General features: G+C 68.8%; 22 protein-coding genes. 12 read left to right on the top strand and 10 right to left on the bottom strand.

Annotated elements, in window-relative coordinates; all coding sequences use genetic code 11:
- Nucleotides 1–18: 18 nt before the first annotated feature.
- Nucleotides 19–432, bottom strand: coding sequence for a flagellar export protein FliJ (fliJ, locus tag N177_RS18380; protein ID WP_023433918.1), 414 nt, complete (start codon nucleotides 430–432; stop codon nucleotides 19–21).
- On the bottom strand, nucleotides 429–1,775 hold the full coding sequence (gene fliI, locus N177_RS18375) for a flagellar protein export ATPase FliI (protein WP_023433917.1): 1,347 nt from the start codon (nucleotides 1,773–1,775) through the stop codon (nucleotides 429–431). The genes fliJ and fliI overlap by 4 nt, the downstream gene beginning before the upstream one ends.
- Nucleotides 1,776–2,141: 366 nt before the next feature.
- Here fliI and ctrA point away from each other — a divergent pair, with 366 nt between their 5' ends.
- Nucleotides 2,142–2,837, top strand: a complete 696-nt coding sequence (ctrA, locus tag N177_RS18370) for a response regulator transcription factor CtrA (protein ID WP_023433916.1) — start codon at nucleotides 2,142–2,144, stop codon at nucleotides 2,835–2,837.
- A gap of 100 nt (nucleotides 2,838–2,937) precedes the next feature.
- On the opposite strand, the gene N177_RS18365 is transcribed toward ctrA, so the two are convergent.
- The 6 genes from N177_RS18365 to N177_RS18340 form a co-directional block, all read right to left on the bottom strand.
- Nucleotides 2,938–3,678, bottom strand: a complete 741-nt coding sequence (locus N177_RS18365) for an amino acid ABC transporter ATP-binding protein (protein ID WP_023433915.1) — start codon at nucleotides 3,676–3,678, stop codon at nucleotides 2,938–2,940.
- Complete coding sequence (locus N177_RS18360; RefSeq protein WP_023433914.1) at nucleotides 3,675–4,349, bottom strand: amino acid ABC transporter permease; 675 nt, start codon at nucleotides 4,347–4,349, stop codon at nucleotides 3,675–3,677. The genes N177_RS18365 and N177_RS18360 overlap by 4 nt, the downstream gene beginning before the upstream one ends.
- A gap of 57 nt (nucleotides 4,350–4,406) precedes the next feature.
- Nucleotides 4,407–5,174 (bottom strand): amino acid ABC transporter substrate-binding protein, encoded by a 768-nt coding sequence (locus tag N177_RS18355; protein WP_023433913.1) that lies wholly within the window; start codon nucleotides 5,172–5,174, stop codon nucleotides 4,407–4,409.
- A gap of 95 nt (nucleotides 5,175–5,269) precedes the next feature.
- A complete protein-coding gene (locus N177_RS18350) occupies nucleotides 5,270–6,769 on the bottom strand; it encodes an AMP nucleosidase (RefSeq protein WP_023433912.1) in 1,500 nt (499 codons plus the stop codon).
- A gap of 121 nt (nucleotides 6,770–6,890) precedes the next feature.
- The gene (locus N177_RS18345) at nucleotides 6,891–7,268 is read right to left on the bottom strand and encodes a response regulator (protein WP_023433911.1); all 378 of its coding nucleotides are present in this window, start codon (nucleotides 7,266–7,268) and stop codon (nucleotides 6,891–6,893) included.
- A gap of 128 nt (nucleotides 7,269–7,396) precedes the next feature.
- On the bottom strand, nucleotides 7,397–8,083 hold the full coding sequence (locus N177_RS18340) for a histidine phosphotransferase family protein (RefSeq protein ID WP_023433910.1): 687 nt from the start codon (nucleotides 8,081–8,083) through the stop codon (nucleotides 7,397–7,399).
- 150 nt (nucleotides 8,084–8,233) lie between these two features.
- On the opposite strand from N177_RS18340, the gene cysQ reads away from it, so the two are divergent.
- Nucleotides 8,234–9,028 carry a 3'(2'),5'-bisphosphate nucleotidase CysQ gene (gene cysQ, locus N177_RS18335; RefSeq protein ID WP_023433909.1) on the top strand — a complete coding sequence of 265 codons (795 nt, stop codon included), beginning with the start codon at nucleotides 8,234–8,236 and terminating at the stop codon, nucleotides 9,026–9,028.
- On the opposite strand, the gene N177_RS18330 is transcribed toward cysQ, so the two are convergent.
- Entirely contained in the window at nucleotides 9,000–9,497 is a 498-nt protein-coding gene (locus N177_RS18330; RefSeq protein ID WP_023433908.1) for a YHS domain-containing (seleno)protein, read from the bottom strand. The genes cysQ and N177_RS18330 overlap by 29 nt on opposite strands.
- 118 nt (nucleotides 9,498–9,615) lie before the next feature.
- Here N177_RS18330 and N177_RS18325 point away from each other — a divergent pair, with 118 nt between their 5' ends.
- From N177_RS18325 to N177_RS18315, 3 genes are all read left to right on the top strand, one after another.
- Entirely contained in the window at nucleotides 9,616–10,194 is a 579-nt protein-coding gene (locus tag N177_RS18325; protein WP_023433907.1) for a DUF1134 domain-containing protein, read from the top strand.
- Between the two features lie 148 nt (nucleotides 10,195–10,342).
- On the top strand, nucleotides 10,343–11,560 hold the full coding sequence (locus N177_RS18320; RefSeq protein ID WP_023433906.1) for a coiled-coil domain-containing protein: 1,218 nt from the start codon (nucleotides 10,343–10,345) through the stop codon (nucleotides 11,558–11,560).
- 147 nt (nucleotides 11,561–11,707) lie between these two features.
- On the top strand, nucleotides 11,708–12,115 hold the full coding sequence (locus tag N177_RS18315) for a DUF2177 family protein (protein ID WP_023433905.1): 408 nt from the start codon (nucleotides 11,708–11,710) through the stop codon (nucleotides 12,113–12,115).
- 105 nt (nucleotides 12,116–12,220) lie between these two features.
- Here N177_RS18315 and N177_RS18310 read toward each other — a convergent pair whose 3' ends face one another.
- Nucleotides 12,221–13,612: an Nramp family divalent metal transporter gene (locus tag N177_RS18310; RefSeq protein WP_023433904.1), complete on the bottom strand. Its 1,392-nt coding sequence runs from the start codon at nucleotides 13,610–13,612 to the stop codon at nucleotides 12,221–12,223.
- 510 nt (nucleotides 13,613–14,122) lie between these two features.
- Here N177_RS18310 and N177_RS18305 point away from each other — a divergent pair.
- The 7 genes from N177_RS18305 to selD all read left to right on the top strand — a co-directional run bounded on the left by N177_RS18305 (nucleotide 14,123) and on the right by selD (nucleotide 21,172).
- Nucleotides 14,123–14,326 (top strand): hypothetical protein, encoded by a 204-nt coding sequence (locus tag N177_RS18305; protein WP_023433903.1) that lies wholly within the window; start codon nucleotides 14,123–14,125, stop codon nucleotides 14,324–14,326.
- Nucleotides 14,327–14,565: 239 nt separating this feature from the next.
- Nucleotides 14,566–14,871, top strand: a complete 306-nt coding sequence (locus tag N177_RS18300; RefSeq protein WP_023433902.1) for a DUF2293 domain-containing protein — start codon at nucleotides 14,566–14,568, stop codon at nucleotides 14,869–14,871.
- The gene (locus tag N177_RS18295; protein WP_023433901.1) at nucleotides 14,868–15,857 is read left to right on the top strand and encodes an MBL fold metallo-hydrolase; all 990 of its coding nucleotides are present in this window, start codon (nucleotides 14,868–14,870) and stop codon (nucleotides 15,855–15,857) included. The genes N177_RS18300 and N177_RS18295 overlap by 4 nt, the downstream gene beginning before the upstream one ends.
- A gap of 48 nt (nucleotides 15,858–15,905) precedes the next feature.
- On the top strand, nucleotides 15,906–16,979 hold the full coding sequence (locus tag N177_RS18290; protein WP_023433900.1) for a type III polyketide synthase: 1,074 nt from the start codon (nucleotides 15,906–15,908) through the stop codon (nucleotides 16,977–16,979).
- A 12-nt stretch (nucleotides 16,980–16,991) separates the two neighbouring features.
- Entirely contained in the window at nucleotides 16,992–17,702 is a 711-nt protein-coding gene (locus tag N177_RS18285; RefSeq protein ID WP_023433899.1) for a methyltransferase domain-containing protein, read from the top strand.
- Nucleotides 17,699–18,880: an NAD(P)/FAD-dependent oxidoreductase gene (locus N177_RS18280; RefSeq protein ID WP_023433898.1), complete on the top strand. Its 1,182-nt coding sequence runs from the start codon at nucleotides 17,699–17,701 to the stop codon at nucleotides 18,878–18,880. Before N177_RS18285 ends, N177_RS18280 begins: the two co-directional genes overlap by 4 nt.
- 96 nt (nucleotides 18,881–18,976) lie before the next feature.
- Nucleotides 18,977–21,172 (top strand): selenide, water dikinase SelD, encoded by a 2,196-nt coding sequence (selD, locus tag N177_RS18275; RefSeq protein ID WP_040486158.1) that lies wholly within the window; start codon nucleotides 18,977–18,979, stop codon nucleotides 21,170–21,172.
- Nucleotides 21,173–21,190 lie beyond the last annotated feature (18 nt).

Genomic DNA, 21,190 nt, shown 5'->3' with positions numbered 1-21,190 from the left:
GCGCCCGCCGAGGGCAGATCAGCTGGCCTTGGCCCGATTGCGCAGGCTGATCTCGTCGAGCTCGGCCTGCTCCCGCTTGTTCTCCTCGTGACGCTCGCGCTCGGCGTCGCGCTCGTCGAGGAGCTCGACCTTCTTCAGCTCGAGGAACGCCTCCTCGAGCGCCTCCTGCGCGGCGGCGAGCTGGTCGCGCAGGCCGTCCGCGGAGGCCAGCAGGTTCTCCTTCCGCTGCCGGGCGGCCTTCGCGAAGGTCGGGTAGGCGAAGTGGGCGGGGTCGTCGATGCCGGCGCGCTTCTGCTCGTCGGCGATCTGCCGATCGAGATCGTCCGCCATGCGCTGGAAGTCCGCGATCATCGATTCGATCTGCATGACCTGCCGGCGCTTCTCGTCCACCTGGAACTTCTTCACGCGAATGAGCGTGTTACGCGGCTTCATTGCTTCTCACCCTTTTCCCCCGTCCCCGGCTTCGCGGACCGTCCGACGATCTCCGCCAGACGCACATACCCCTCGCCGATCGAGGTCGTGTCGTCCTTGCCCTGGCCGAGGAACGCCTCGAGTGCCGGGTTCAGGGCGATCGCCTCGTCGACAAGGGGATCCGCCCCCTTACGGTAAGCGCCGAGCCGTATGAGCTCCTCCATGTCCGAGAAGGTCGCCATCAGATGGCGTGCCTTCTTGACCACGGGAAGGTACTCCGGATCGGCAGCGCCAGGCATCGTGCGCGAAACGGATTTCGAAATGTTTATCGCGGGAAATCGACCTCTCTCCGCAATTGATCTTTCCATGACGATATGGCCGTCGAGGATGGAGCGCACCGCGTCCGCGACCGGCTCGTTGTGGTCGTCGCCCTCGACGAGCACGGTGAAGAGGCCGGTGATCGCCCCCTCGCCCACGCCGGGGCCTGCCCGCTCGAGGAGCCGCGGAAGCTCCGTGAAGACCGTGGGCGTGTAGCCCTTCGATGTCGGCGGCTCGCCGCCGGCGAGCCCGATCTCGCGCTGCGCCATGCAGAAGCGGGTGATCGAATCCATCAGGCAAAGCACCTGCGCCCCCTCGTCCCGGAAGTGCTCGGCGAGCGCCATCGTCGTCCATGCGGCCTGCCGGCGCATCAGCGCCGTCTCGTCCGACGTCGCCACGACGACCACCGCGCGCGCGAGGCCCTCAGGGCCGAGATCGTCCTCGATGAACTCCTGGACCTCCCGCCCCCGCTCGCCGATCAGGCCGATGACCGACACGTCGGCGGAGGCGTTGCGCGCGAGCATCGAGAAGAGCACGGACTTGCCGACGCCCGAGCCCGCGAAGATGCCCATGCGCTGGCCGCGGCAGCAGGTGAGGAACGTGTTCAGCGCGCGGACGCCGAGATCGACCGGTTCCCCCACGCGCTTGCGGGCGTGGGCGGGCGGAGGATTGGACCGCAGATGGCGCGACGGTCCCTGCGGCAGCGGGCCCTTCCCGTCGATCGGGTTGCCGCGCGCGTCGATGACACGGCCGAGCCAGGCTCGGGTCGGTCGGATCGAGGGCTCCGCCTCGGCGAGCACGGCACGGCAGCCCATGCGGACGCCGTCGAGCGGCGCGAAGGGCATGCAGACCGCGCGGTTCTCGCGGAAGCCCACGACCTCGAGCTCGACCGGAGAGCCTGATGTGTCGTCAACGTTGATGCGCGAGCCGATGCGCATCGCGTTCACCGGCCCCACCACCTCGACCAGCAGCCCCTGAATTGCCGCAACTCTGCCGAAAACCTCGTGGTCCGGCAGGCCGGCGATCTCGTCGAGAAGGCCCTTCATCGTGATTCCTTTCGGACACACGTAACGATTCGTTTACGGCTCCCGTCAATACTTCCAACCAACTCCTTAAACCGCTGTAAACCACCGGAGCAGCGGCGGCGGGGGGACCGACGAGCCGAGTCTGAAGAGTCGGTTAGCGAGGAACCTTAAAGCGGAATGTGAACTTCAACGAGCCGAAATAGCGACGGATTCTCAATGGGCTGGGGCCTTTTCCGGAGTCCGCGTCGACGCTCCGAGAGTTGACGGGATTAGGGTTTGTTAACCATTGTGGCGTAGCCTTCCGAATCGGAATTCGAACTTCCGTCGGTCCCGCCTTCCCCGCTTGGAAGGCGCAAGCCCAGGACAGGCACGCGGAAAGGGATTGGCATGCGGGTTTTGCTGATCGAAGACGACAGCGCGACAGCACAGAGCATCGAGCTGATGTTGAAGTCGGAGAACTTTAACGTCTACACGACTGACCTGGGCGAAGAGGGCGTCGATCTCGGCAAGCTGTACGATTACGACATCATTCTTCTGGACCTCAACCTGCCGGACATGAGCGGCTACGAGGTCATGAAGATGCTGCGCGTGGCGAAGGTGAAGACGCCGATCCTGATCCTCTCTGGCCTCGCGGGCATTGAGGACAAGGTGCGCGGCCTCGGCTTCGGCGCCGACGACTACATGACGAAGCCGTTCCACAAGGACGAGCTCGTCGCGCGCATCCATGCGATCGTCCGCCGCTCGAAGGGGCATGCGGAGTCGGTCATCGAGACCGGCGACCTGCGCGTCAACCTCGACACGAAGACGGTCGACGTGCACGGCCAGCGCGTGCACCTGACCGGCAAGGAATACCAGATGCTGGAGCTTCTCTCGCTCCGCAAGGGCACGACGCTGACGAAGGAGATGTTCCTGAACCATCTCTACGGCGGCATGGACGAGCCCGAGCTGAAGATCATCGACGTCTTCATCTGCAAGCTCAGGAAGAAGCTCGCGGCCGCCACGGGCGGGGCGAACTACATCGAGACCGTCTGGGGCCGCGGCTACGTGCTGCGCGATCCCGACCAGGAGCTCGCGGCCTCCTGAGGCCGCCATTCCGAGAGTTGACCCTATAGAGGGCGCGGCACCGGAAGGTGTCGCGCCCTTCGCCTTGTCGGGCCCGGCCAGGGGGAGAACCGCGACCGCCCTAGGCCGGCGGAAGCACCTTGCGCAGGAAGCTCCGGGTCCGTTCGTCCCCCGGCCTGAAGAACAGTTCGCTCGGCGGCCCCTGCTCCACGATGCGGCCCTCGTCCATGAAGATGACCCGGTCGGCGACGTCGCGCGCGAACTGCATCTCGTGCGTGACGACGAGCATCGTCTGGTGCGCCCGGGCGAGCTGGCGCATGAGGTCGAGCACTTCGTCCACCCATTCGGGATCGAGCGAGGAGGTCGGCTCGTCGAAGAGGATGAGGGCGGCCTCGAGCGCCATCGCACGGCCGATGCCGACGCGCTGCTGCTGGCCGCCCGACAGCGCCGCGGGATAGGAATCGCCGCGGTCGCCGAGCCCGATGCGCTCGAGGATCGCCTGGGCCTTCGCATGCGCCTCCGCCTTCGCCATCTTCTTCACGACGATCAGGCCTTCGGCGATGTTCTGGAGCGCCGTCTTGTTCGCGAAGAGCGCGTAGTTCTGGAAGACGAAGGCGGTGCAGCGCCGGAGGCGGAGGATCTCGTCCTTCGTGGCGCGCGCCGCGTCGACCGTCAGGTCGCCGACCAGGATCGTGCCGGCGTCGGGCTTTTCGAGAAAGTTCAGGCAGCGCAGCAGGGTCGACTTTCCGGTGCCGGACGGCCCGATCACGACGATGATCTCGCCGCGCCCGATATCGAGGTCGATGCCGTCGAGGACGGCGCGGTCGCCGAAGCGCTTGGTAAGGCCGCGGATCTCGATCATCTCGCATAGGCCCGGTTCAGGAAGACCTCCATGCGCCGCTGCACCCACGACAGGCCCTCCACGACGATCCAGTAGATGACCGCGACGGTGATGAAGGCCTCGAAGTAGAGGAAGCTCCCGGCCGCCTCCTTCTGGGTCGCCCCCATGAGCTCGGTCACGCCGAGGGTGAAGGCGAGGGACGTCGATTTGATCATGTCGATGAAGTAGTTCATCAGCGTCGGCGCGGCCACGCGCGCGGCCTGCGGAAGCACGATACGCCGCATCATCTGGCTCGTCGTCATGCCGATCGACAGCGCCGCCTCGGTCTGGCTCCGGTCGATGCCGACGATCGCGGCGCGGATGGATTCCGCCATGTAGGCCGCGAAATGCAGCGTCAGGCCGATGATCGTCGCCGTGATGCCGTTGATCGCGGTGAGGAAGGCGAAGACCTGCGGCAGCCCGTAATAGAACAGGAAGAGCTGCACGAGGAGCGGCGTTCCCCGGAAGAAGGAGATGAAGAGCCGCACCAGCGGGTCGAGCACCGGCACCTGGAGCACCCGCACGACCGCGAGCAGGCAGGCGAGCAGGAGGGCGAGCGCCATGCCCGTCACCGCCAGCTGCAGCGTCAGCGGGAGATAGCTCAGGAGGACGGGCAGGAGCCCGACCATGTAATCGAGATCGAGCCCCTGCATGGTGGCGTCTCCGGTCCGGTCGTTCCTCGCGCGGGTCCTAAGGCGGCGGACGCCGCGTCAGGGCGCGGTCGTCACGTCGTCGCCGAGCCACTTCCGCGAGATCTCGGCCAGCGTGCCGTTCTCCTTCAGCGTCGCGATCGCCTCGTTCACTCGGTCGCGCAGCGCCCGTCCCGCCTCGTCGTCGCGGAACGGCAGGGCGTTCTCGATCGTCGAGAACGGCTTCCCCGCGAGCTGCAGGGGCAGGTTGCGCTCGCTGATGACCTGGGTGGCGCTGACGCGGTCCATCACGAAGGCATCGACGCGGCCGAGCGCCACGTCCTGCTCGATGTTGCTCTCGTAGGTCCGGATGTCGATCTCGCCGGCATAGGGCAGATCGCGCAGGAGCTGTTCGAAGTTCGAGCCGAGATTGACGGCGACCGAGCGGCCCTTCAGCGATTCCGGCCCGGTGATCTCGTCGTTGCCCCGGCGGGTGACCACCTGCGCGCCGTCATAGACATAGGGCTCGGAGAAGACGAACCTCTCCTGCCGCTCCGGGGTGATGGTGATCTGGTTCGCCACCGTGTCGATGCGGCCGGACTGGAGCGCGCCGATCAGCCCGGAGAAGGCCATCGTCTCGAACCGGATCTCGGCGCCGATCTCCTCGCCGACGGCATTCATGAAGTCGACCTCGAACCCCTTCAGCTCGTCCTGCTCGACGAAGGTGAACGGGAAATAGCCGCCCGACATGCCCACGCGGATCGGGTCGGCGGCGGCGGCGACCGGTGCGGCGGCGAGGGTCGCGGCGGCGGCGAGGCCCAGAAGCGTTCTGCGGATCATCTTCGGCATGGGTGCCCGACGTCCTCTCTTCGGTGTGGAGCATCTGTGGATGAGAGGCGCATATAGGGCGCCTCCCCCGCCTCCCAAACCCCCGCGGCCGGCGCCTACTGGAACGCGACCTCCGTGAAGCTGCGGAGCTTGCGGGAGTGGAGCCGCCCGCGCTCCTGCTCCTGGAGGAGCTCGATCGCCCTCAGGCCGATCTGCAGGTGCTGCTCCACGCGCTGGCGGTAGAAGGCGCCCGCCATGCCGGCGAGCTTGATCTCGCCGTGCAGCGGCTTGTCCGACACGCAGAGCAGCGTCCCGTAGGGCACACGGCAGCGGAAGCCGTTCGCGGCGATCACGGCCGATTCCATGTCGAGCGCGACTGCGCGGGACTGCGACAGCCGCCGGATCACGGCGCGGTGATCGCCGAGCTCCCAGTTGCGGTTGTCCACGCTCGCGACCGTGCCGGTTCGCATGACGCTCTTCAGGGCATAGCCGTCGAGCTCCGTCACCTCGGCCACCGCACGCTCGAGCGCGACCTGCACCTCGGCGAGCGCCGGCACCGGCACGGAGGTCGGCAGATCCTCGTCGAGCACGTGGTCCTCGCGGACATAGCCGTGCGCGAGCACGTAGTCTCCGAGCTTCTGCGTGTTCCTGAGGCCGGCGCAGTGGCCGAGCATCAGCCACGCATGCGGGCGCAGGACGGCGACGTGGTCGGTCATCGTGCGGGCGTTCGAGGGCCCGGCCCCGATATTGATCATCGTGATGCCGGAGGAGCCCCCGCAGACGAGATGATAGGCCGGCATCTGCGGCATCCGCTCCGGGGCCTCGCCGGACGTCTGGAGGCGGCCGTCCGCGTCGAGCCGCGTTTCGACACCGCCCGGCTCGACGAAGGCCACACAGCCGGGATCGCCCGAGGCGACGCGGGCGCGGCCGATGCGGACGAACGCGTCGACGTAGAACTGATAGTTCGTGAAGATCACGAAGTTCTGGAACTGGCTCGGCTGCGTCCCGGTGTAGTGGAGCAGACGGTGCAGCGAATAGTCGACCCTGCCTGCCCGGAACAGCGCCAAAGGCTCCGGCGCTCCCGGTGCCAGGTCGAGCGTCCCGTTGACGATCGCGTCGTCCATCGAGGCGAGGTCGGGCACGTCGAAGACGTCGCGGAGCGGGCGCTCCGGCTCCCCCTCCCCCGCCTGGCGCTGCGCGTCGGCGGTTTCGCTGTTGATGTCGCGGACGAAGGCGAAGTGGATCGGGATAGGCTCGTCGGATTCCCCGACCTCCACGGGCACGCCGTGATTGTCGATCAGGAGGGAGATCTGCTCGAGGTAGTAGTCGCGGAAGACGTCGGGCCGGGTGACCGTGGTCTCGTGCACGCCGGGATGTGCGACGAAGCCGTAGGACAGGCGGGAATCCACGCGCGCATGGCTCCTCGTCGCGATCCTCACGAACGGGTAGGCGGCGCGCACGCGCGACGACGGGGCCCGTCCGCTCAGATAGGCGCGGAACTGCTCGCGAAGGAAAGCGGTGTTGCGCTCGTATATCTCTTCGATCCGACGGAGCGCGCTCTCGGCGTCGCGGAACTCCTCCGTTTCGATCGGGTCCGGCTGAATGATCGTCTGCATCGTCCGCCTCGCGCTGGGCGCGCCCTCCCGGACACGCCGACATGGCGGTCGAACTAGAGCACGCAGCCGCGGTTGGGCAAGAGCCGCTCTCGCGACCGGGGCGGAGTAATGGTGACGTCCGTCAGACGGCGGCGGGGACGGTGCCGGTCTCGGCGAGCTTGGCGAGTAGGATCTCGCGATCGAAGGGCTTCTGCAGGTGGAAGTTCGCCCCCGCGCGATTCGCGCGCGCCATCTGCGCGACGTCGACCTCCGTCGAGCAGTAGACGACCTTCGGCGCGTCGCCACCGGGCATCTTTCGCAGCTTCAGGAGGAAATCCGCCCCGCCCATGCCGGGCATCATGCCATCGAGCAGGATCAGGTTCGGCATGGCCCGGCGGCAGGCGATCAGCGCCTCGCTCGCGTCGGCCGCCTCGACGACCGAGTAGCCGGCTCCCTCGACGATGCGGCGGGCGACTTTCCGGATGACGGCGGAATCGTCGACGATGAGACAGAGGGACATTGACCGCTCCCGGGCCTAGGCGCTGACGCGCAGGCTAACGCCCATTGCTTATCGAAACGGAAACGGGAGCACCGGCATGCCGGTGATCGAGCCCGCGGCCGCGAAGGCCGCGAGGACCAGGTGGGAGTTCAGTCGCCAGGGGTCTCCTCCGACGCATCCGTCTCGGCGGGAAGCGGCACGGCGTGCAGCTCCGTCTGCCCCTCTCCGGGCACGAAACTGAGCCTCATGTCGACCGCCTTGGCGAGCCTGGTCGCGTAATAGACCTGAACGTTGTAGGCGTCGATGCGCCCCTCGGGAGGCGCCTCGCCGGCAAAGAGCGCCGACGGTGCGGCCGGGACGACGGAACCACGCGGTCCCGCGGCCACGAGTCGGAAGCCGGTACGTTCGCCGTCCGCCTCGATATTGACGGTCACCTCGCCTCCGCGCGGGATCGCGGCGGCCGCGATGGCGACGAGGTTCACGAGCAGGCGCACCTCGTCCTTCGGCAGGGCCTGGCCCGTCGGCTCCCAGACGACGGTCTGCTTCTCGTCCTCGAAGAACTGGACGGTCAGCCGGCGCGCCTCGTCGACAGGGAACTGGTCGCCCGCCGCTCCCATCGCCCCGAAGGCGAGCCTGGCATACTGGATGCGGCGGGAGGCCTTGTCGGCATTGCGGCGCACGTGGCTCAGCGCCTCGGGATCCGGATCGCCACCGAGATCGTCGATCAGCTCGAACCCGTTGCCGATGGCACCGATCGGGCCGATGACATCGTGGCAGAGCTTGCTGCACATCAGTGCGGCGAGCTCGAGCTCGTCAGGTTCCCGCAAATCGCCCATCGGCCTCGTCTCCTTCGCGAATCCGCCCTTCGACGGGGCCGGAGTGTTACATTCCGCGCGCGCCAGCGGCAAGGCGAGCGCTTGTCTCCGCGCGCCGATCTGTTAAGCCCGCCCTCGGCACGGATCTTCACACATGCGGGACGATCGGGAATGACAGCGGAACGGCCGGACGATCTGACGACACAACTCGTCGACATCGCGCTCGACGCGGGCAAGGAGATCCTCCGCCACTACGGCGACGAGATCGAGGTCGACAGGAAGGGCGACGACTCGCCCGTCACCGTGGCGGATCGCGCCGCAGAGAAGATCATCCTCGACCGGCTGCGCGCCTTCTTCCCCGAGACGCCCGTCATCGCCGAGGAGGAGGTCAGCGCGGGCCGCATCCCGGAGGTGGACAGCCGCTTCTTCCTCGTCGATCCGCTGGACGGCACGAAGGAGTTCATCAGCCGCAACGGCGAGTTCACCGTCAACATCGCGCTCATCGAGAACGGTGTCCCGACGCTCGGGGTCGTTCATGCCCCGGCCCTCGGGACGGTCTACACCGGCAGCCCGTCCGGCGCCTTCGAGGGCACGCTGTCGGAGCCCGGCGACCACCTCATCGGATGGCGGCGGATCGAGGCGCGGGCGGCGGGGATGTCGCCCGTCGCGGTCGCCAGCCGCTCGCACCGCGACACGGCCACCGAGGACTTCCTCAAGGCGCGCGGCATCAGCGAGACGCGCAGCGCGGGATCCTCGGTGAAGTTCTGCCTGGTCGCGAAGGGCGAGGCGGATGTCTATCCCCGGTTCGGCCGGACGATGGAGTGGGACACGGCCGCGGGCGACGCCGTGCTGCGGGCCGCCGGGGGCTCGGTAGAGAGCGTCGACGGCGGCGTCCTGCGATACGGGAAGGCCGAGCGCGGCTACGACAATCCGGGCTTCATCGCGTGGGGAAAGCGGCCGGACTGAGCTCGGCCGGCGCGTGCGGAGCGACCCGCGCCCACCCTGCCCGGGCGCTCGCGGCCATGCGGTCGGGCTCCTTCAGGAAGCGCGCCCTCGCCTCGGCCGAATGGAAGAGATAGACGCGGCCCCGATGCAGGGCGAAGAGCCGCGGATCTCCCTCCACCCGCTCGCCGCGAGCAAGGGCCGTCGCGCAGTGACCGCCGAACGCGGGCACGTAGACCTCGGGGTCCCGCAGGAAGGCCTCGCGGTTGCCCTCGTTGACGAAGCGCCAGCCCACGCCGCCCCACATCGCCTGATGGTCCGCCGAGCCGGTGGTCGCCCGGCCCGCGAAGTAGCTCACCGGGTCATGGCCGCCGATCGCGAAGCCCGAGTACGCGCCCCCGACGATATCGGGCGCCAGCCCCGCCCGGCCCTCCGGCGCATGCGCGAGGCCGATCAGCGCTGCCAGCACGAGGACGCGCGCAAGACAATACACTTTTAACCAATCTCCGTGCATCTGGAGGGACGGACAGTCAGGGCCGCCAGGAGAGCGCGGCACGCGTAAAGATCGCGTGAAGCATGGGCCGGCAGCCCCGCGCAACCGGGAGAGCGACATGACGATCACCCGCCGTTCCATCCTCGTCGGCCTCGGCGCGACGGCAGGCACGCTGGCGGCCCCTTATGTGGCCAACGCCGCCTACCGCACCGACGACACGTTCACCTACAACGAAATCATCGAATCCGGGCACCAGTTCTTCGGCTCGATCTCCGAGGGTCTCGCGCGCTCCGTCGAGTACCTCTTCCAGAGCCGAGGGCGGCCGAACGGCTACGTGCTCGGCGAGGAAGGCGGCGGCGCGTTCCTCGCAGGCCTGCGCTACGGAGAGGGCGTCCTGGAGACGAAGACGATCGGCTCGCACCGTCTCTACTGGCAGGGCCCCTCGCTCGGCCCGGACATCGGCGCGAACGGTGACCGCGCGATGATGCTCGTCTACGACCTTCCCGCCGCGGACCGGATGTACACGAAGTTCGCCGGCGTCAACGGCTCCGCCTATCTCGTCGCCGGCGTCGGCGTCTCGGTCTACACCGACAAGGTGACGACGGTGGCGCCGATCCGGACGGGGATCGGAGCGCGTCTCGGCTTCAACCTCGGCTATCTCAAGTTCACCCGCCAGCCGACCTGGAACCCCTTCTGAGACCGCGTGTTTACGACACTCCCGCGTGGCGTCTAGCCGCGCTGGAGTGTTGCACGGCAACCAGCTAGACTATTCAGCAGTTGCGGCCGGGGCAGTGCGCTACTTGCGTACGGCCCGGCCTTTTGTTTACGCGCGAAAGACGACGTCGATGGTCGAGGCGGGCATCATCTTCCTGTTGGGCGTGCTGATCACGGCACTGATCGCCCTACTCCTCGGCCCGCTCCTGTGGCGTCGTGCCGCGCGTCTCGCGCGCGAGCAGGTGCTGGCGACCGCGCCGCTTCGCCTGCCGGAGCTTGCCGCTCAGAAGGATGCCATCCGCGCCGAGTACGCGGTTGCGCAGCGACGGCTGGAGGTGCGGCTGGAAGAGAGCCGCGCGCGCGCTTCGCAGCAGCAGATCGAGCTCGGCCGGCGCGATCAGCGGGTGAGCGAGCTGACGATCGAGACCGCAGGCCTCGCGACGGCCAAGGCCGAGCTCGAAGCGCGTGTCGAGGATCTGAAAGCGACGATCCGCGGCCTCGAGAAGCAGGTGACGGAGCAGGCAGCCGCTCTCAAGGAGAAGCAGTACGCGATCACCGCGGCGAACGAGGCCCTGCGCGCCCGCACGAAGGAGCTGGGCGAGGTCCACGCGCTTGCGGACAGCCGGAAGGTCGAGCTCGTGGCGCTGCGCACACAGCGCGAGAACATGCTCGCCGAGCGCGACGAGATGACGGCGCGCCTGGAGGCGGAGCGCAAGCTCGCCGAGGAGCACCAGACACGGCTCGCCGAGCTGCGCACCGAGCTCTCCACGAAGAGCCTGCGCATCGCGCGCATGGAAGAACAGGAAAAGGCTTGGAATGCGCGCCTCGCGCGGCGCCGGAACCTGTCCCGCGCGCGTCGCGAGCAGACGCTGGCGCTGCGGCGAGAGCTCGAGGCCGCCAAGGGCAGGATCGCCGAGCAGCAGGTGCGGCTGTCCGCCGCGTTCGTGAAGAGCGCCGGCGGCGAGGTACGGCACGCGGAGAGCGAGGGCGAGATGACACGGCTCAGGGCCCGCATGGCCGAGCTCGAGACGACGCTCAGAGCGCGTGACAAGGAGCTCGAGGCGAAGGGACACGAGCACGAGCGCACCGAAGCGCTGCGTGAATCGATGCGCGACCTCGCCGCTCGCATCACCCGGAGCGCCGCACAGAGCGGTGGCGACGACCTGCGCCAGCTCATCGAGTCGGCGGCACCGGGCCGAAGCTCCCGCCTGCCACGCAAGGCGAATGGCAAGCCCGCCAACGGCAAGCCGGTGAACGGCCGCGTGCTGAACGGAGAGCCCCACGGGGCAGCCGAAGGCATATCGCTGGCCGAACGCATCCGCCAGGCGGACCTCACGCCGGGCGAGTGACCCTTCTTCACCGAGCCCATGACCTGGCTCGGCCGCTTCCAACCCCTCTGCGCTCCCACCATGCGGGTGCTCCGTTTTCGTCGGCGGCACGTACTCCTCCCGAAACCCGCGGCGCACGTGCATGCGGGCAGATGACGGAGGATCCCGATGTCGCGTCGCAAGCGGGCGGTGCTCGCCTTTGGCTACAGCCTCGCCGTCTTTCTCGTCCTCGACGCGCTCTGGATCGGCTTCGTGGTCGCGGCCCACTTCCGGGAGGCGCTCGGCTCCCTCATGCTGGAGACGCCGCGCTGGGGCGCGGCCGCCGCCTTCTACCTCGTCTATGCCGGAGGCATCGCGGGTTTCGCCGTGCTGCCCGGGAGGGCATGGCGGGAGGTCGCCCTCCGCGGCGCGGCCCTCGGCCTCGTCGCCTACGGCACCTACGACCTGACGAACCTCGCCATCCTCCAGGCCTATACCCCGCGCATCGTCGTGCTCGATCTCTCATGGGGCATGGCCGGCACCGCCGTCACCGCCCTCGGCGCCTGGCGGCTCCTGGAGGCCTCCGGGCGGCGCTAGCCGAGCGCGCTGTCGCTCGGCGCATGGCGGTCGGTCGGTACAAAAAAGCTCGCGCCGCGGATGTCTCCGCGGCGCGAGCCTCGTCTCGGTGGTATACGCCTGGGCTCAGGTCGTCAGCATCGTCACCAGCACGTAGATGCTGATGATGGCGAGCGAGACCGTCCCGAACCACGCCAGGCCCATCATGAAGGGACCGGGCTTGTACTTCATCTCGTCCGGCCCGAACTCGTTCACGGCCCGGATGTTCAGCCAGTAGATGACCGGCGAGAACAGCAGGGCCAGGACAGAGGCGACCTGCACCACGAAGATCGGCCGGGGCATGCCGAACATGATGGCGGCGCCACCGATGATCCAGAGGATGTGAAAGCTGCGGTAGATCAGCTTCCGGGTCTCCGGATTGTCCCACTTCCGGCGGATTCGCACGAAGCTCTCCTCCGCCAGCCGGGCCTGACCGTCGAAGTAGGTGAACACCGTCGAGAACAGCGCCGCCACACCGCCGGCGATGATGATCGGGAACACCCAGGCGCCGAACGTGTCGGTGTAGATGCGGGCGATCGTCAGGCCCATCTCGCGGCTCTCGGGAACGATGCCGAGGGGCTGCAGGACGACGGCACCCACGATCAGGAACACCATGCCCGTCAGCATCGCGACGATATAGGAGGTGTTCATGTCGCGCTTGAAGAGCGTCAGGTAGTTCTTCATGTAGTCGGGGTGCATCTCGACCTTGTAGCCCTGCCGACGCAGCTCGTGCACCTTCACCATGCCGCTCTTCTTGTCGACCGCCCAGTTCGACTGCATGGGCGCGACTTCGACGGTGGTCGGGAAGTAGCCCCACATGGCGCCGAACAGGAGCATCGCGCCGATCGGCGGAAGCGTCGGCAGCAGGCGGGAGAGATACTCGCCCGGGGGCGGTGCCTGGAGCGCGAAGGCGATGAAGGAGCAGAGCGCGAAGACGATGATGCAGATCTTCACCGCCGATTCGAGAGCGCTGTATTTGCCGGCCCACAGGATGGCGACGCTGGCGAGGAGCACGGCCAGCGACCACGCCTCGAGGGGCATGAACGGGAACGCGGCCCAGAGCATGGCGCCGCAGCCGAGCGCGCGGCCGGCGATGCCGAACGTGTTCGCGAAGGACTGGAAGATCAGGTAGTAGAAGGGCCACTGGCCGACGCGGCCATAGGCTTCCATCACGCTCTCGCCCTTCACGAGCGTGTAGCGGTGGGCGAACTCGAAGGCGCAGTATTTCAGGAGATAGGCGGCGGGGATGATCCACAGGAGCGCGTAGCCGTACTGCGCCCCCGCCGTCGGCGCATGCATGATGTGGCTCGCGCCGATGCCGGTCATCGCTGCGGCGATGCCGGGTCCCGCGGCCTTCCAGCTGTCCTTCAGGGTCGTACCGGGCGCGTCGAGGTAAATCGTATCGCCCGGCTTGGCGACGTCCTCGGCAACCGCGTCGGCACGTGCCGGGGCATCGGTGTCAATTGTCGTCGAGCTCAAGTCGCGTTCCTCCTACTTCCTCTCGCCCTGCCCCGCCGCCTCCCCCCTAAGCCGCAGGGACGGAGTCGGGAGCGAACGATTATCGGTTCGTATTGGCCGATCCGGCCTCCACGGCGGTCGCGCGCCGAGGCCAGCATCTGACCCCCACTGTGGTCGACCACATACCACCGTGCCAAGTAGAAATTTTCCGAGACCCGCCCGCGGGTGGCGCAAAATTCGCGAATACCACAATGGAAGCCGACCTTCCGATGGGTCAATCGCCGCGCAATCTTCGCATCCGCAACAAAAGCGGAGGCCTGATTATTCGCAACTGCACACTCGGTTGGCGCGCCCGTCTAAATCTAAGCCAGCCTTACAAAAGCGAGGATCACCTCCGGAGGCGGCCAGCCCTGCAGGGTGTGCAGAGCGGCCTTGTGCGGAAGGCAATTGTGCAAGTGCGTCTGGTATACCAAATACCACGACCAGACGGGGCATTTTTCCCCGCCGAAAGTTCGTCAAGCGAGATGAAAGATGACCACTCTCACGCACACTTCGTTCCTCCCCGTCATTCCGGGCGGCCAGCGGAGCCTCTTCGAGACGGCCGGGCGCACGCTGAAGAAGGTCGCCTCCCGCCTCGGTGACCGCGAGGCCACCGCTCGACCGCAGAGCACGTTCCGCGGCACGCAGCGGCGGCGCCAGACGCCCGAAGTGGTGTACATGCGCTTCTTCGCCTGACACGCGGGAGGGGACCTGCGCGGTCCTCCGCCCGCCGCGCCCGAATCGGGCCAACGCCCCACCGCGGGGCAGCAAGCCAGGCCCCGCGATGTCTCCTCCTCCGCCACCCTGTCCACCCCTGGCCGAACCTCCGGGGACGGCATCGGCCGGCCCCTCTGCGCATCTGGCGGCGAGAGGCCGGTGGGCATGGCGTCCTCGACGTGTTTTGCTGTGGCCAGCGATCGCACGCCGCGAGGATCATGCCGCGCCGCCAGGACATCGAGGAGGCTCTCCGCCACCTCGCGCCGAACATCCCCGACCATGAGAGCGCGGTCGTCGCCGACCATGCGCTGGACAGCCGTGGCCTGAGGACGGCCTCTCCGGAGGAGGCGGCGTGGCTGTCGCTCGTCTCCTATGTCCGCCACGTCATGACCGACTATGACGACCTCCTCGCCGAGGGCTACGACGTCGACAGCGCGAGGTTCTTCGTGGTCGACGACATGAACGAGGTGCTGGAAGGCTGGGGCGCGCGACGGCGCGTCTCGGGGGAGGAGCGCGAGGTGTGAAGGCGCTTCTCCACCCCGACCTCGTCAACGGCCGGACGGGCGACCCCGCGCTCTTCCTCGACTTCCAGTTCGCCCGGCGCGCCTTCCTGTTCGACATCGGCGACCTGCACGCCCTGCCGGCGCGCAAGATCCTGCGCGTGAGCGACGCCTTCGTCTCGCACTGCCATCTCGACCATTTCGTCGGCTTCGACACGGTGCTGCGCCTGTCGATCGGCCGCGTGGCGACGATCAGGTTGCACGGGCCGGAGGGGCTGATTGCCGCCGTCGCCCAGAAGCTGGCCGCCTACACCTGGAACCTCGCCGACAAGTACGCCGCGGATCTCGCTTTCGTCGTCCAGGAGTTGCACGAGGACGGGAGCCGGCGGCGCGCCCGCCTGCGGCTTCGGAACCGCTTCGTGGCGGAGCCGCTCGACCCGCCAGACCTGCCGTCCGGCTGCCTCCTCGACGAGCCGGCGCTGCGCGTGCGGGCCGTGACGCTCGACCATTTCATCCCATGCCTGGCCTTCGCGGTCGAGGAGGCGCGGCACCTGAATGTCTGGCGCAACAGGGTCGAAGCGGAGGGCCTGCCGATCGGGCCGTGGCTGGGGCCGTTCAAGCAGGCTGTCGCCTCAGGGGCGCCTGACGATACGGCCATCGCGATCGACGGTCTGCCGGCACGGCCGCTCCGGGACCTGCGTCACCTCGTGACCGTCGAGCGGGGACAGAAGATCGGCTATGTCACCGACATTCGCGGCACGGAAGCGAACATCACGGCTGCGGGTGAGCTTCTTGCAGGCGTCGACATCCTGTTCTGCGAGGCGGCCTTCGCGGCAGAAGACGCCGCAGTCGCCGCGGATCGAGGCCACCTGACCACACGCGAAGCGGTGGAGATCGCCCGCCGCGCCGGGGCGAAGCGCCTCGAACCGTTCCATTTCTCGCCGCGTTATGCGGATCAAGACGACCGATTGCTGCGCGAGGTCAGGGAGTTCTTCTCGGGCGCGCCGTGATCGGTCCCCGGGGCGATCCGTGCCTGCACCCTCGACAGGAGCACCCCTTTGGCCGACGCCTTCGTGAACCGCATCGCCACCGCCACTCCGCCCAACGACGTCCACCAGTTCTTCCTCGATTTCGCCCGCGCCCAGATCGGCGGCAACAGCATGTACCGCACGCTCTTCGAGCGCATGGCGGAGAAGGGCGGGATCCGGCACCGGTTCTCGTGCATCGCGCCCGCCGACGATCCCTCCGGGCCCGTCGTCGACGTGGAGGGCCTGTTTCCACGCGGCTCCTTTCCGGGCACGAACAAGCGGATGCAGATCTACGAGGAGCGCGCGCCGCAGCTTGCCGAGGCTGCGGTCGCGCGCCTCGAGCTGGGCGGGGACGCGAAGCGCGTCACCCATGTCATCGTCACCTCCTGCACCGGCTTCTCGGCGCCGGGGCTCGACCTCGAGATCGTCGCCCGCTGCGGGCTCGACCGGTCGGCCGAGCGCACGATCGTCGGGTTCATGGGCTGCTATGCCGCGATCAGCGGGCTGAAGCTCGCCCGCCACATCGTCCGCTCCGAGCCGCGGTCACGCGTGCTCCTCGTCAACCTCGAGCTCTGCACGCTGCACCTGAAGGAGACGAAGGACATCGAGCAGCTTCTCTCCTTCTATCTCTGGGGCGACGGCTGCGCGGCCTCGCTGATCTCCGCCGAGGCGACCGGGATCCGGCTCGACAGCTTCCGCTCCTTCCTCGCCGAGGACACGAGCGAGCTCATGGAGTGGCACGTGCGCGAGGACGGGTTCGACATGGTGCTCTCGGGCAAGGTGCCGGGCGCGATCCGCCACACGCTGAAGGAGCGTCACGGCGAGATCCTCGACGGGCGGCGGCCCGAGGCGATCGACCTCTGGGCCGTGCATCCCGGTGGCCGCTCCGTTCTCGATGCGGTCGCCAAGGCGCTGAAGCTCGATCCTGGTGCCCTCTCCGCCTCGCGCGGCGTGCTGCGCGACTACGGTAATATGTCGTCCGCGACCGTGATGTTCGTTCTGAAGGCCCTGATGGCGCAGGACAGGCGCGGCGCGCACGGCTGCGGCATGGCCTTCGGGCCGGGCCTGACGGCCGAGACGATGCTCTTCAGCACGGCGGCCTGAGCGAGGCTCACCATGAACCTGGCGAAGCGCGAGGTCATCCCGGAGATCCTCGACGAGCTGCCGGGCGAGGATCCGCGAGCCGTCGCGTCGCGGCGGGACCTCGCACGCACGAACGCCCTGATGCTGCAGGCGCCGCTCATGGCGCGGCTGCTCTTCGCCACGATGCCGGCTCCGCCCCGGCGGATCCTGGAGATCGGCGCAGGCGACGGGGCGGCGAGCCTCGGCATGGCGAAGCGATTGTCGAAGCGCTGGAAGGACGTCGAACTCGTGCTCCTCGACCAGCAGGACATCGTGCCGCCGAAGCGGCGCGCCGCCTTCGAGTCCCTGGGGTGGCGGCTCTCCACCGTCCAGGCCGACGCCTTCGACTGGCTGGAGGGGAATGCCCACGGCTTCGACCTCGCGCTGGCGAACCTCTTCCTCCACCATTTCGAGGGCGATGAACTGAGGCACCTGCTGCGGCTGATGGCGGCGGCGGCGCCGGCAGTTGCGGCGACGGAGCCGGTCCGCGGCCCCCTGCCCTATCATCTCTCCCGCCTCTTCGTGATCGGCGCGAACGACGTCACGCGGCACGACGCCTCGGTGAGCGTGCGCGGCGGCTTCAAAGGCAGTGAGCTGCGCGATCACTGGCCCCACGAAGCCGGGTGGCGGATCGAGGAACGGCAGGCGGGGCTCTTCCTGCATGAATTCGCCGCTGTGCGCGAAACGGGGAGCGAACCGGCATGACCGGCTTCGACGCGATCGTGATCGGCGGCGGCCCGGCCGGCGCGGTCACCGCCCTGACGCTGGCCCGGGCTGGACGCTCGGTGGCGGTCGTCGAGCGCTCCGAGTTCCCGCGCCGCAAGGTCTGCGGCGAGTTCGTCTCCGGCACGAACTCCGCCCCACTCGACCGCCTCGGCGTCGGCGCAGCATGGCGGGAGAACGCGGGGCCGGAGATCGACCGCGTCGGCCTCTTCATCGGCGATCGCATGATCGAAACGGCCATGCCTGACGGTCACGGCCGCGGCCGCGCGCTCGGCCGCGACGTGCTCGACACCCTCCTCCTCGATGCCGCACGACAGGCCGGCGCCCGGATCTTCCAGCCGTGGCGGGCGACGCGCTGCGAGCGCCGGTCCGCGGCCTGGCAGGTCGAGATCCGCCGCAGGAAGGACAACGACACGCTCTGCGCCCCCATCCTCGTCGCGGCGCACGGATCGTGGGAGCCCGGAGCGCTGCCGACACAGGAGGACAGGCGACATGCGGCATCGGACCTCATCGGGTTCAAGGCACATTTCCGGCACGACCGGCTGCCGCACGACCTGATGCCGCTCATCGCCTTTCTCGGCGGCTATGGCGGCCTCGTCCGCACCGACGGCGGGCGGCTGTCGCTTTCCTGCTGCATCCGCCGCGACAGGCTCGACCTGATCCGCAACTCAGAGCCCGCGGGCCCGGCCGTGCTGCGCCATATTCTCGGCCATTGCCGCGGCGCTCGCGAAGCGCTCTCGGAGGCGGAGACGGACGGCGAGTGGCTGGCGGCAGGCCCGATCAGGCCCGGCATCCGCGCCCGGTACCAGAACGACGTCTTCCGCGTCGGCAATGTCGCCGGCGAGGCGCACCCGGTCATCGCCGAAGGGATCACCATGGCGATGCAGGCGGGCTGGCTTCTCGGCCGCGAGCTCGGCGCCATCGACGGGCGCGACCCGGCCGCCCGAGCTGCGGCGGGCCGCCGCTACGCCGCACGCTGGCGCCGCATGTTCGCCCCGCGCATACGGTTCGCCTCCGCGCTCGCCCAGCTCCTGACGCGGGAGCCGGGCGCGCGGGCGGCGGGCGCGCTGGCGGCGAGATGGCCCTCCCTCGTCTCGCTCGGGGCGAACCTCAGCGGAAAATCGAAGGGTCTGCCGCCGCACCGGCTCGATGCGGCGTAGGCAAGGGGCGCGCCGAGGTCCTATGCCTTCGGTTGCAGGCGCGGTGCGCGGCCGTCATAAGGGGAGGCGCCGCCCCGACCGAGAGTGCCGAGCGAGATGAAATCCTCCATTCCGATCGAAAAGGAGATCGTGCTCGTCGGCGGCGGCCATGCTCACGTCCATGTGCTGAAGCGGTTCGGCATGCGGCCGCTGCCGGGGGTGCGCCTGACGCTCGTGGCGGACGAAATCGAAACGCCCTATTCCGGCATGCTGCCGGGCCTGATCGCCGGGCGATACACGCACGACGAAGCCCATATCGATCTCTGGCCGCTCGCCACGTTTGCCGGCGCGCGGCTGATCCATGCGCGAGCGACGGGGCTCGACCTCGCGGGCCGCCGCGTGATCTTCGCCGACCGTCCCCCACTCCGGTTCGACCTCCTCTCGCTCGACATCGGCTCGACCGCGAGGGCGAACGTTCCGGGGGCCGCCGAGCACGCGACACCGGTGCGGCCGGTGCGGAAGTTCCTCAGATGGCTCGGCGAACTCCACGCGAATGCGGAGGCGCGACCGCTGAAGATCGTGGTCGCCGGCGGCGGGGCGGGCGGCGTCGAGCTTCTCCTTTCGTTGCGCCACCGCCTCTCCGGCGGCCCGCACAGGCACGATTTCACCCTCGTGACGGAGGGCGAGGTGATGTCCGGCCACAATGCGAGGACGACCGGCATCTTTCGCCGGATCCTGAACACGCGGAACGTGCGCCTGCTCGAGCGTACTCCCGTCGCCGAGGTGCGGGCGGGCGAACTCGGAACCGTCGCCGGCGATACGCAGCCCTTCGACGAGCTCGTCTGGACGACCGGACCGGCGCCGCATCCGTGGCTCGCCACGACAGGTCTCGAGCTGGCGGAGGGCTTCGTCTCTGTCGACCGGGCTTTCCGGTCGGTCAGCCACGACTTCGTCTTCGCGGTCGGTGACACGGCGACCGTGGTGTCCGATCCGCGCCCGAAGGCGGGGGTCTTCGCGGTCCGCGCGGGGCCACCGCTCGAGGCGAACCTGCGGCGCGCGGCGCGCGGTCTTCCGCCGAGACCGTTCCGGGCGCAGCGGCACTTCCTGTCGCTCATCTCGACGGACGACGAGCATGCGGTCGCCTCGCGGGGGCCGTTCGCGGCCGAAGGCGACCTCCTCTGGCGCTGGAAGGACCGGATCGACCGCCGGTGGATGCGGAAATACCAGGTGCTGCCCGACATGGCCGGCGAGACGAAGGCGGATGCGCCGCTGTCGCCACAGGACCCCGAAGCGATGCGCTGCGCGGGCTGCGGCGCGAAGATCCCGGCGGGCGTGCTCGCCCGGGTGATCGAACGGCTCGATCCGCCGCCATCGCCCGCCGTGATGGTAGGACTGCGCGAAGGTGAAGACGCGGCGGTGCTGCGAACGACCCCCGGCGCCCTCATGGTGCAGACGGTCGATTTCTTCCGGGCGATGGTCTCCGACCCCTTCGTTTTCGGGCGGATCGCCGCGAACCACGCTTTGTCCGACATCTGGGCGATGGGTGCCGACCCGGCGGCCGCCCTCGCGATCGCCGGCCTGCCGCCCGGTGCGCCGGACGTGGTCGAGGACGAGCTCTTCCAGATGCTGGCAGGCGCCGTCGAGGCACTGCGCGAGGCCGGCGCGACGCTCGCCGGCGGACACAGCGCGGAGGTCGCCGAGACTATGCTCGGCTTCGCCGTGACGGGCAGCGCCCGCCAGGAGAGGCTCTTCCGAAAGGGAGCGATGCTAGCCGGCGACCGGCTGATCCTGACGAAGCCGCTCGGCACGGGCGCCCTGCTCGCGGCCGCGATGCGGGGTCGCGCGAAGGGCCGAGACATGGCGGTAGCGCTTCGGGAGATGCAGCGCTCCTCCGGACCTGCCGCCGCCGTCCTGCGGTCGCATGGGGCGCGTGCCGTGACGGACGTCACGGGCTTCGGCCTCGCCGGGCATCTGGCCGAGATGATCGGCCGCTCGGGCCTCGCGGCCACGGTCGAGCTGGGCCGGCTACCGCTCCTCCCCGGAGCTCTCGAGGCAATGGAAGCGGGGTATCTGAGCACGCTCCACCCGTCGAATGCCGAGGCCGCGCGTTGGATCGAAGGGGCGATCGTGGCGGAGCGGCCGCCCCATGCGGCCCTCTTCGACCCGCAGACGGCGGGCGGGCTCCTGGCCGCGGTGCCGCCACAGGCCGCCGAGAGCTGCCTCCTCGCGCTCCGCGGCGGACCGGCTCCCGGCGCCGCCATCGTCGGCGAGGTCGCTTGTACGGGTGCGCACGCTTTCATCCGCCTGGAATGAAAGAGGAACCTCTTCCCT

This window comes from Lutibaculum baratangense AMV1 (assembly GCF_000496075.1).
Classification (GTDB): domain Bacteria; phylum Pseudomonadota; class Alphaproteobacteria; order Rhizobiales; family Tepidamorphaceae; genus Lutibaculum; species Lutibaculum baratangense.
The sequence above is the reverse complement of the archived record's forward strand: the minus strand, read 5'-3'. Positions and strand labels throughout refer to the sequence as shown.

Bases quoted from the DNA above. Each gene is read 5' to 3' on its own strand.
- N177_RS18300 (WP_023433902.1), top strand. From the start codon at position 14,566: ATGCCGCGCCGCCAGGACATCGAGGAGGCTCTCCGCCACCTCGCGCCG.
- cysQ (WP_023433909.1), top strand. From the start codon at position 8,234: ATGACAGCGGAACGGCCGGACGATCTGACGACACAACTCGTCGACATC.
- fliI (WP_023433917.1), bottom strand. From the start codon at position 1,775: ATGAAGGGCCTTCTCGACGAGATCGCCGGCCTGCCGGACCACGAGGTT.
- N177_RS18280 (WP_023433898.1), top strand. From the start codon at position 17,699: ATGACCGGCTTCGACGCGATCGTGATCGGCGGCGGCCCGGCCGGCGCG.
- ctrA (WP_023433916.1), top strand. From the start codon at position 2,142: ATGCGGGTTTTGCTGATCGAAGACGACAGCGCGACAGCACAGAGCATC.
- N177_RS18320 (WP_023433906.1), top strand. From the start codon at position 10,343: ATGGTCGAGGCGGGCATCATCTTCCTGTTGGGCGTGCTGATCACGGCA.
- N177_RS18365 (WP_023433915.1), bottom strand. From the start codon at position 3,678: ATGATCGAGATCCGCGGCCTTACCAAGCGCTTCGGCGACCGCGCCGTC.
- N177_RS18355 (WP_023433913.1), bottom strand. From the start codon at position 5,174: ATGCCGAAGATGATCCGCAGAACGCTTCTGGGCCTCGCCGCCGCCGCG.
- N177_RS18305 (WP_023433903.1), top strand. From the start codon at position 14,123: ATGACCACTCTCACGCACACTTCGTTCCTCCCCGTCATTCCGGGCGGC.
- N177_RS18340 (WP_023433910.1), bottom strand. From the start codon at position 8,083: ATGGGCGATTTGCGGGAACCTGACGAGCTCGAGCTCGCCGCACTGATG.
- N177_RS18360 (WP_023433914.1), bottom strand. From the start codon at position 4,349: ATGCAGGGGCTCGATCTCGATTACATGGTCGGGCTCCTGCCCGTCCTC.
- fliJ (WP_023433918.1), bottom strand. From the start codon at position 432: ATGAAGCCGCGTAACACGCTCATTCGCGTGAAGAAGTTCCAGGTGGAC.
- N177_RS18285 (WP_023433899.1), top strand. From the start codon at position 16,992: ATGAACCTGGCGAAGCGCGAGGTCATCCCGGAGATCCTCGACGAGCTG.
- N177_RS18325 (WP_023433907.1), top strand. From the start codon at position 9,616: ATGACGATCACCCGCCGTTCCATCCTCGTCGGCCTCGGCGCGACGGCA.
- N177_RS18350 (WP_023433912.1), bottom strand. From the start codon at position 6,769: ATGCAGACGATCATTCAGCCGGACCCGATCGAAACGGAGGAGTTCCGC.
- N177_RS18345 (WP_023433911.1), bottom strand. From the start codon at position 7,268: ATGTCCCTCTGTCTCATCGTCGACGATTCCGCCGTCATCCGGAAAGTC.
- selD (WP_040486158.1), top strand. From the start codon at position 18,977: ATGAAATCCTCCATTCCGATCGAAAAGGAGATCGTGCTCGTCGGCGGC.
- N177_RS18315 (WP_023433905.1), top strand. From the start codon at position 11,708: ATGTCGCGTCGCAAGCGGGCGGTGCTCGCCTTTGGCTACAGCCTCGCC.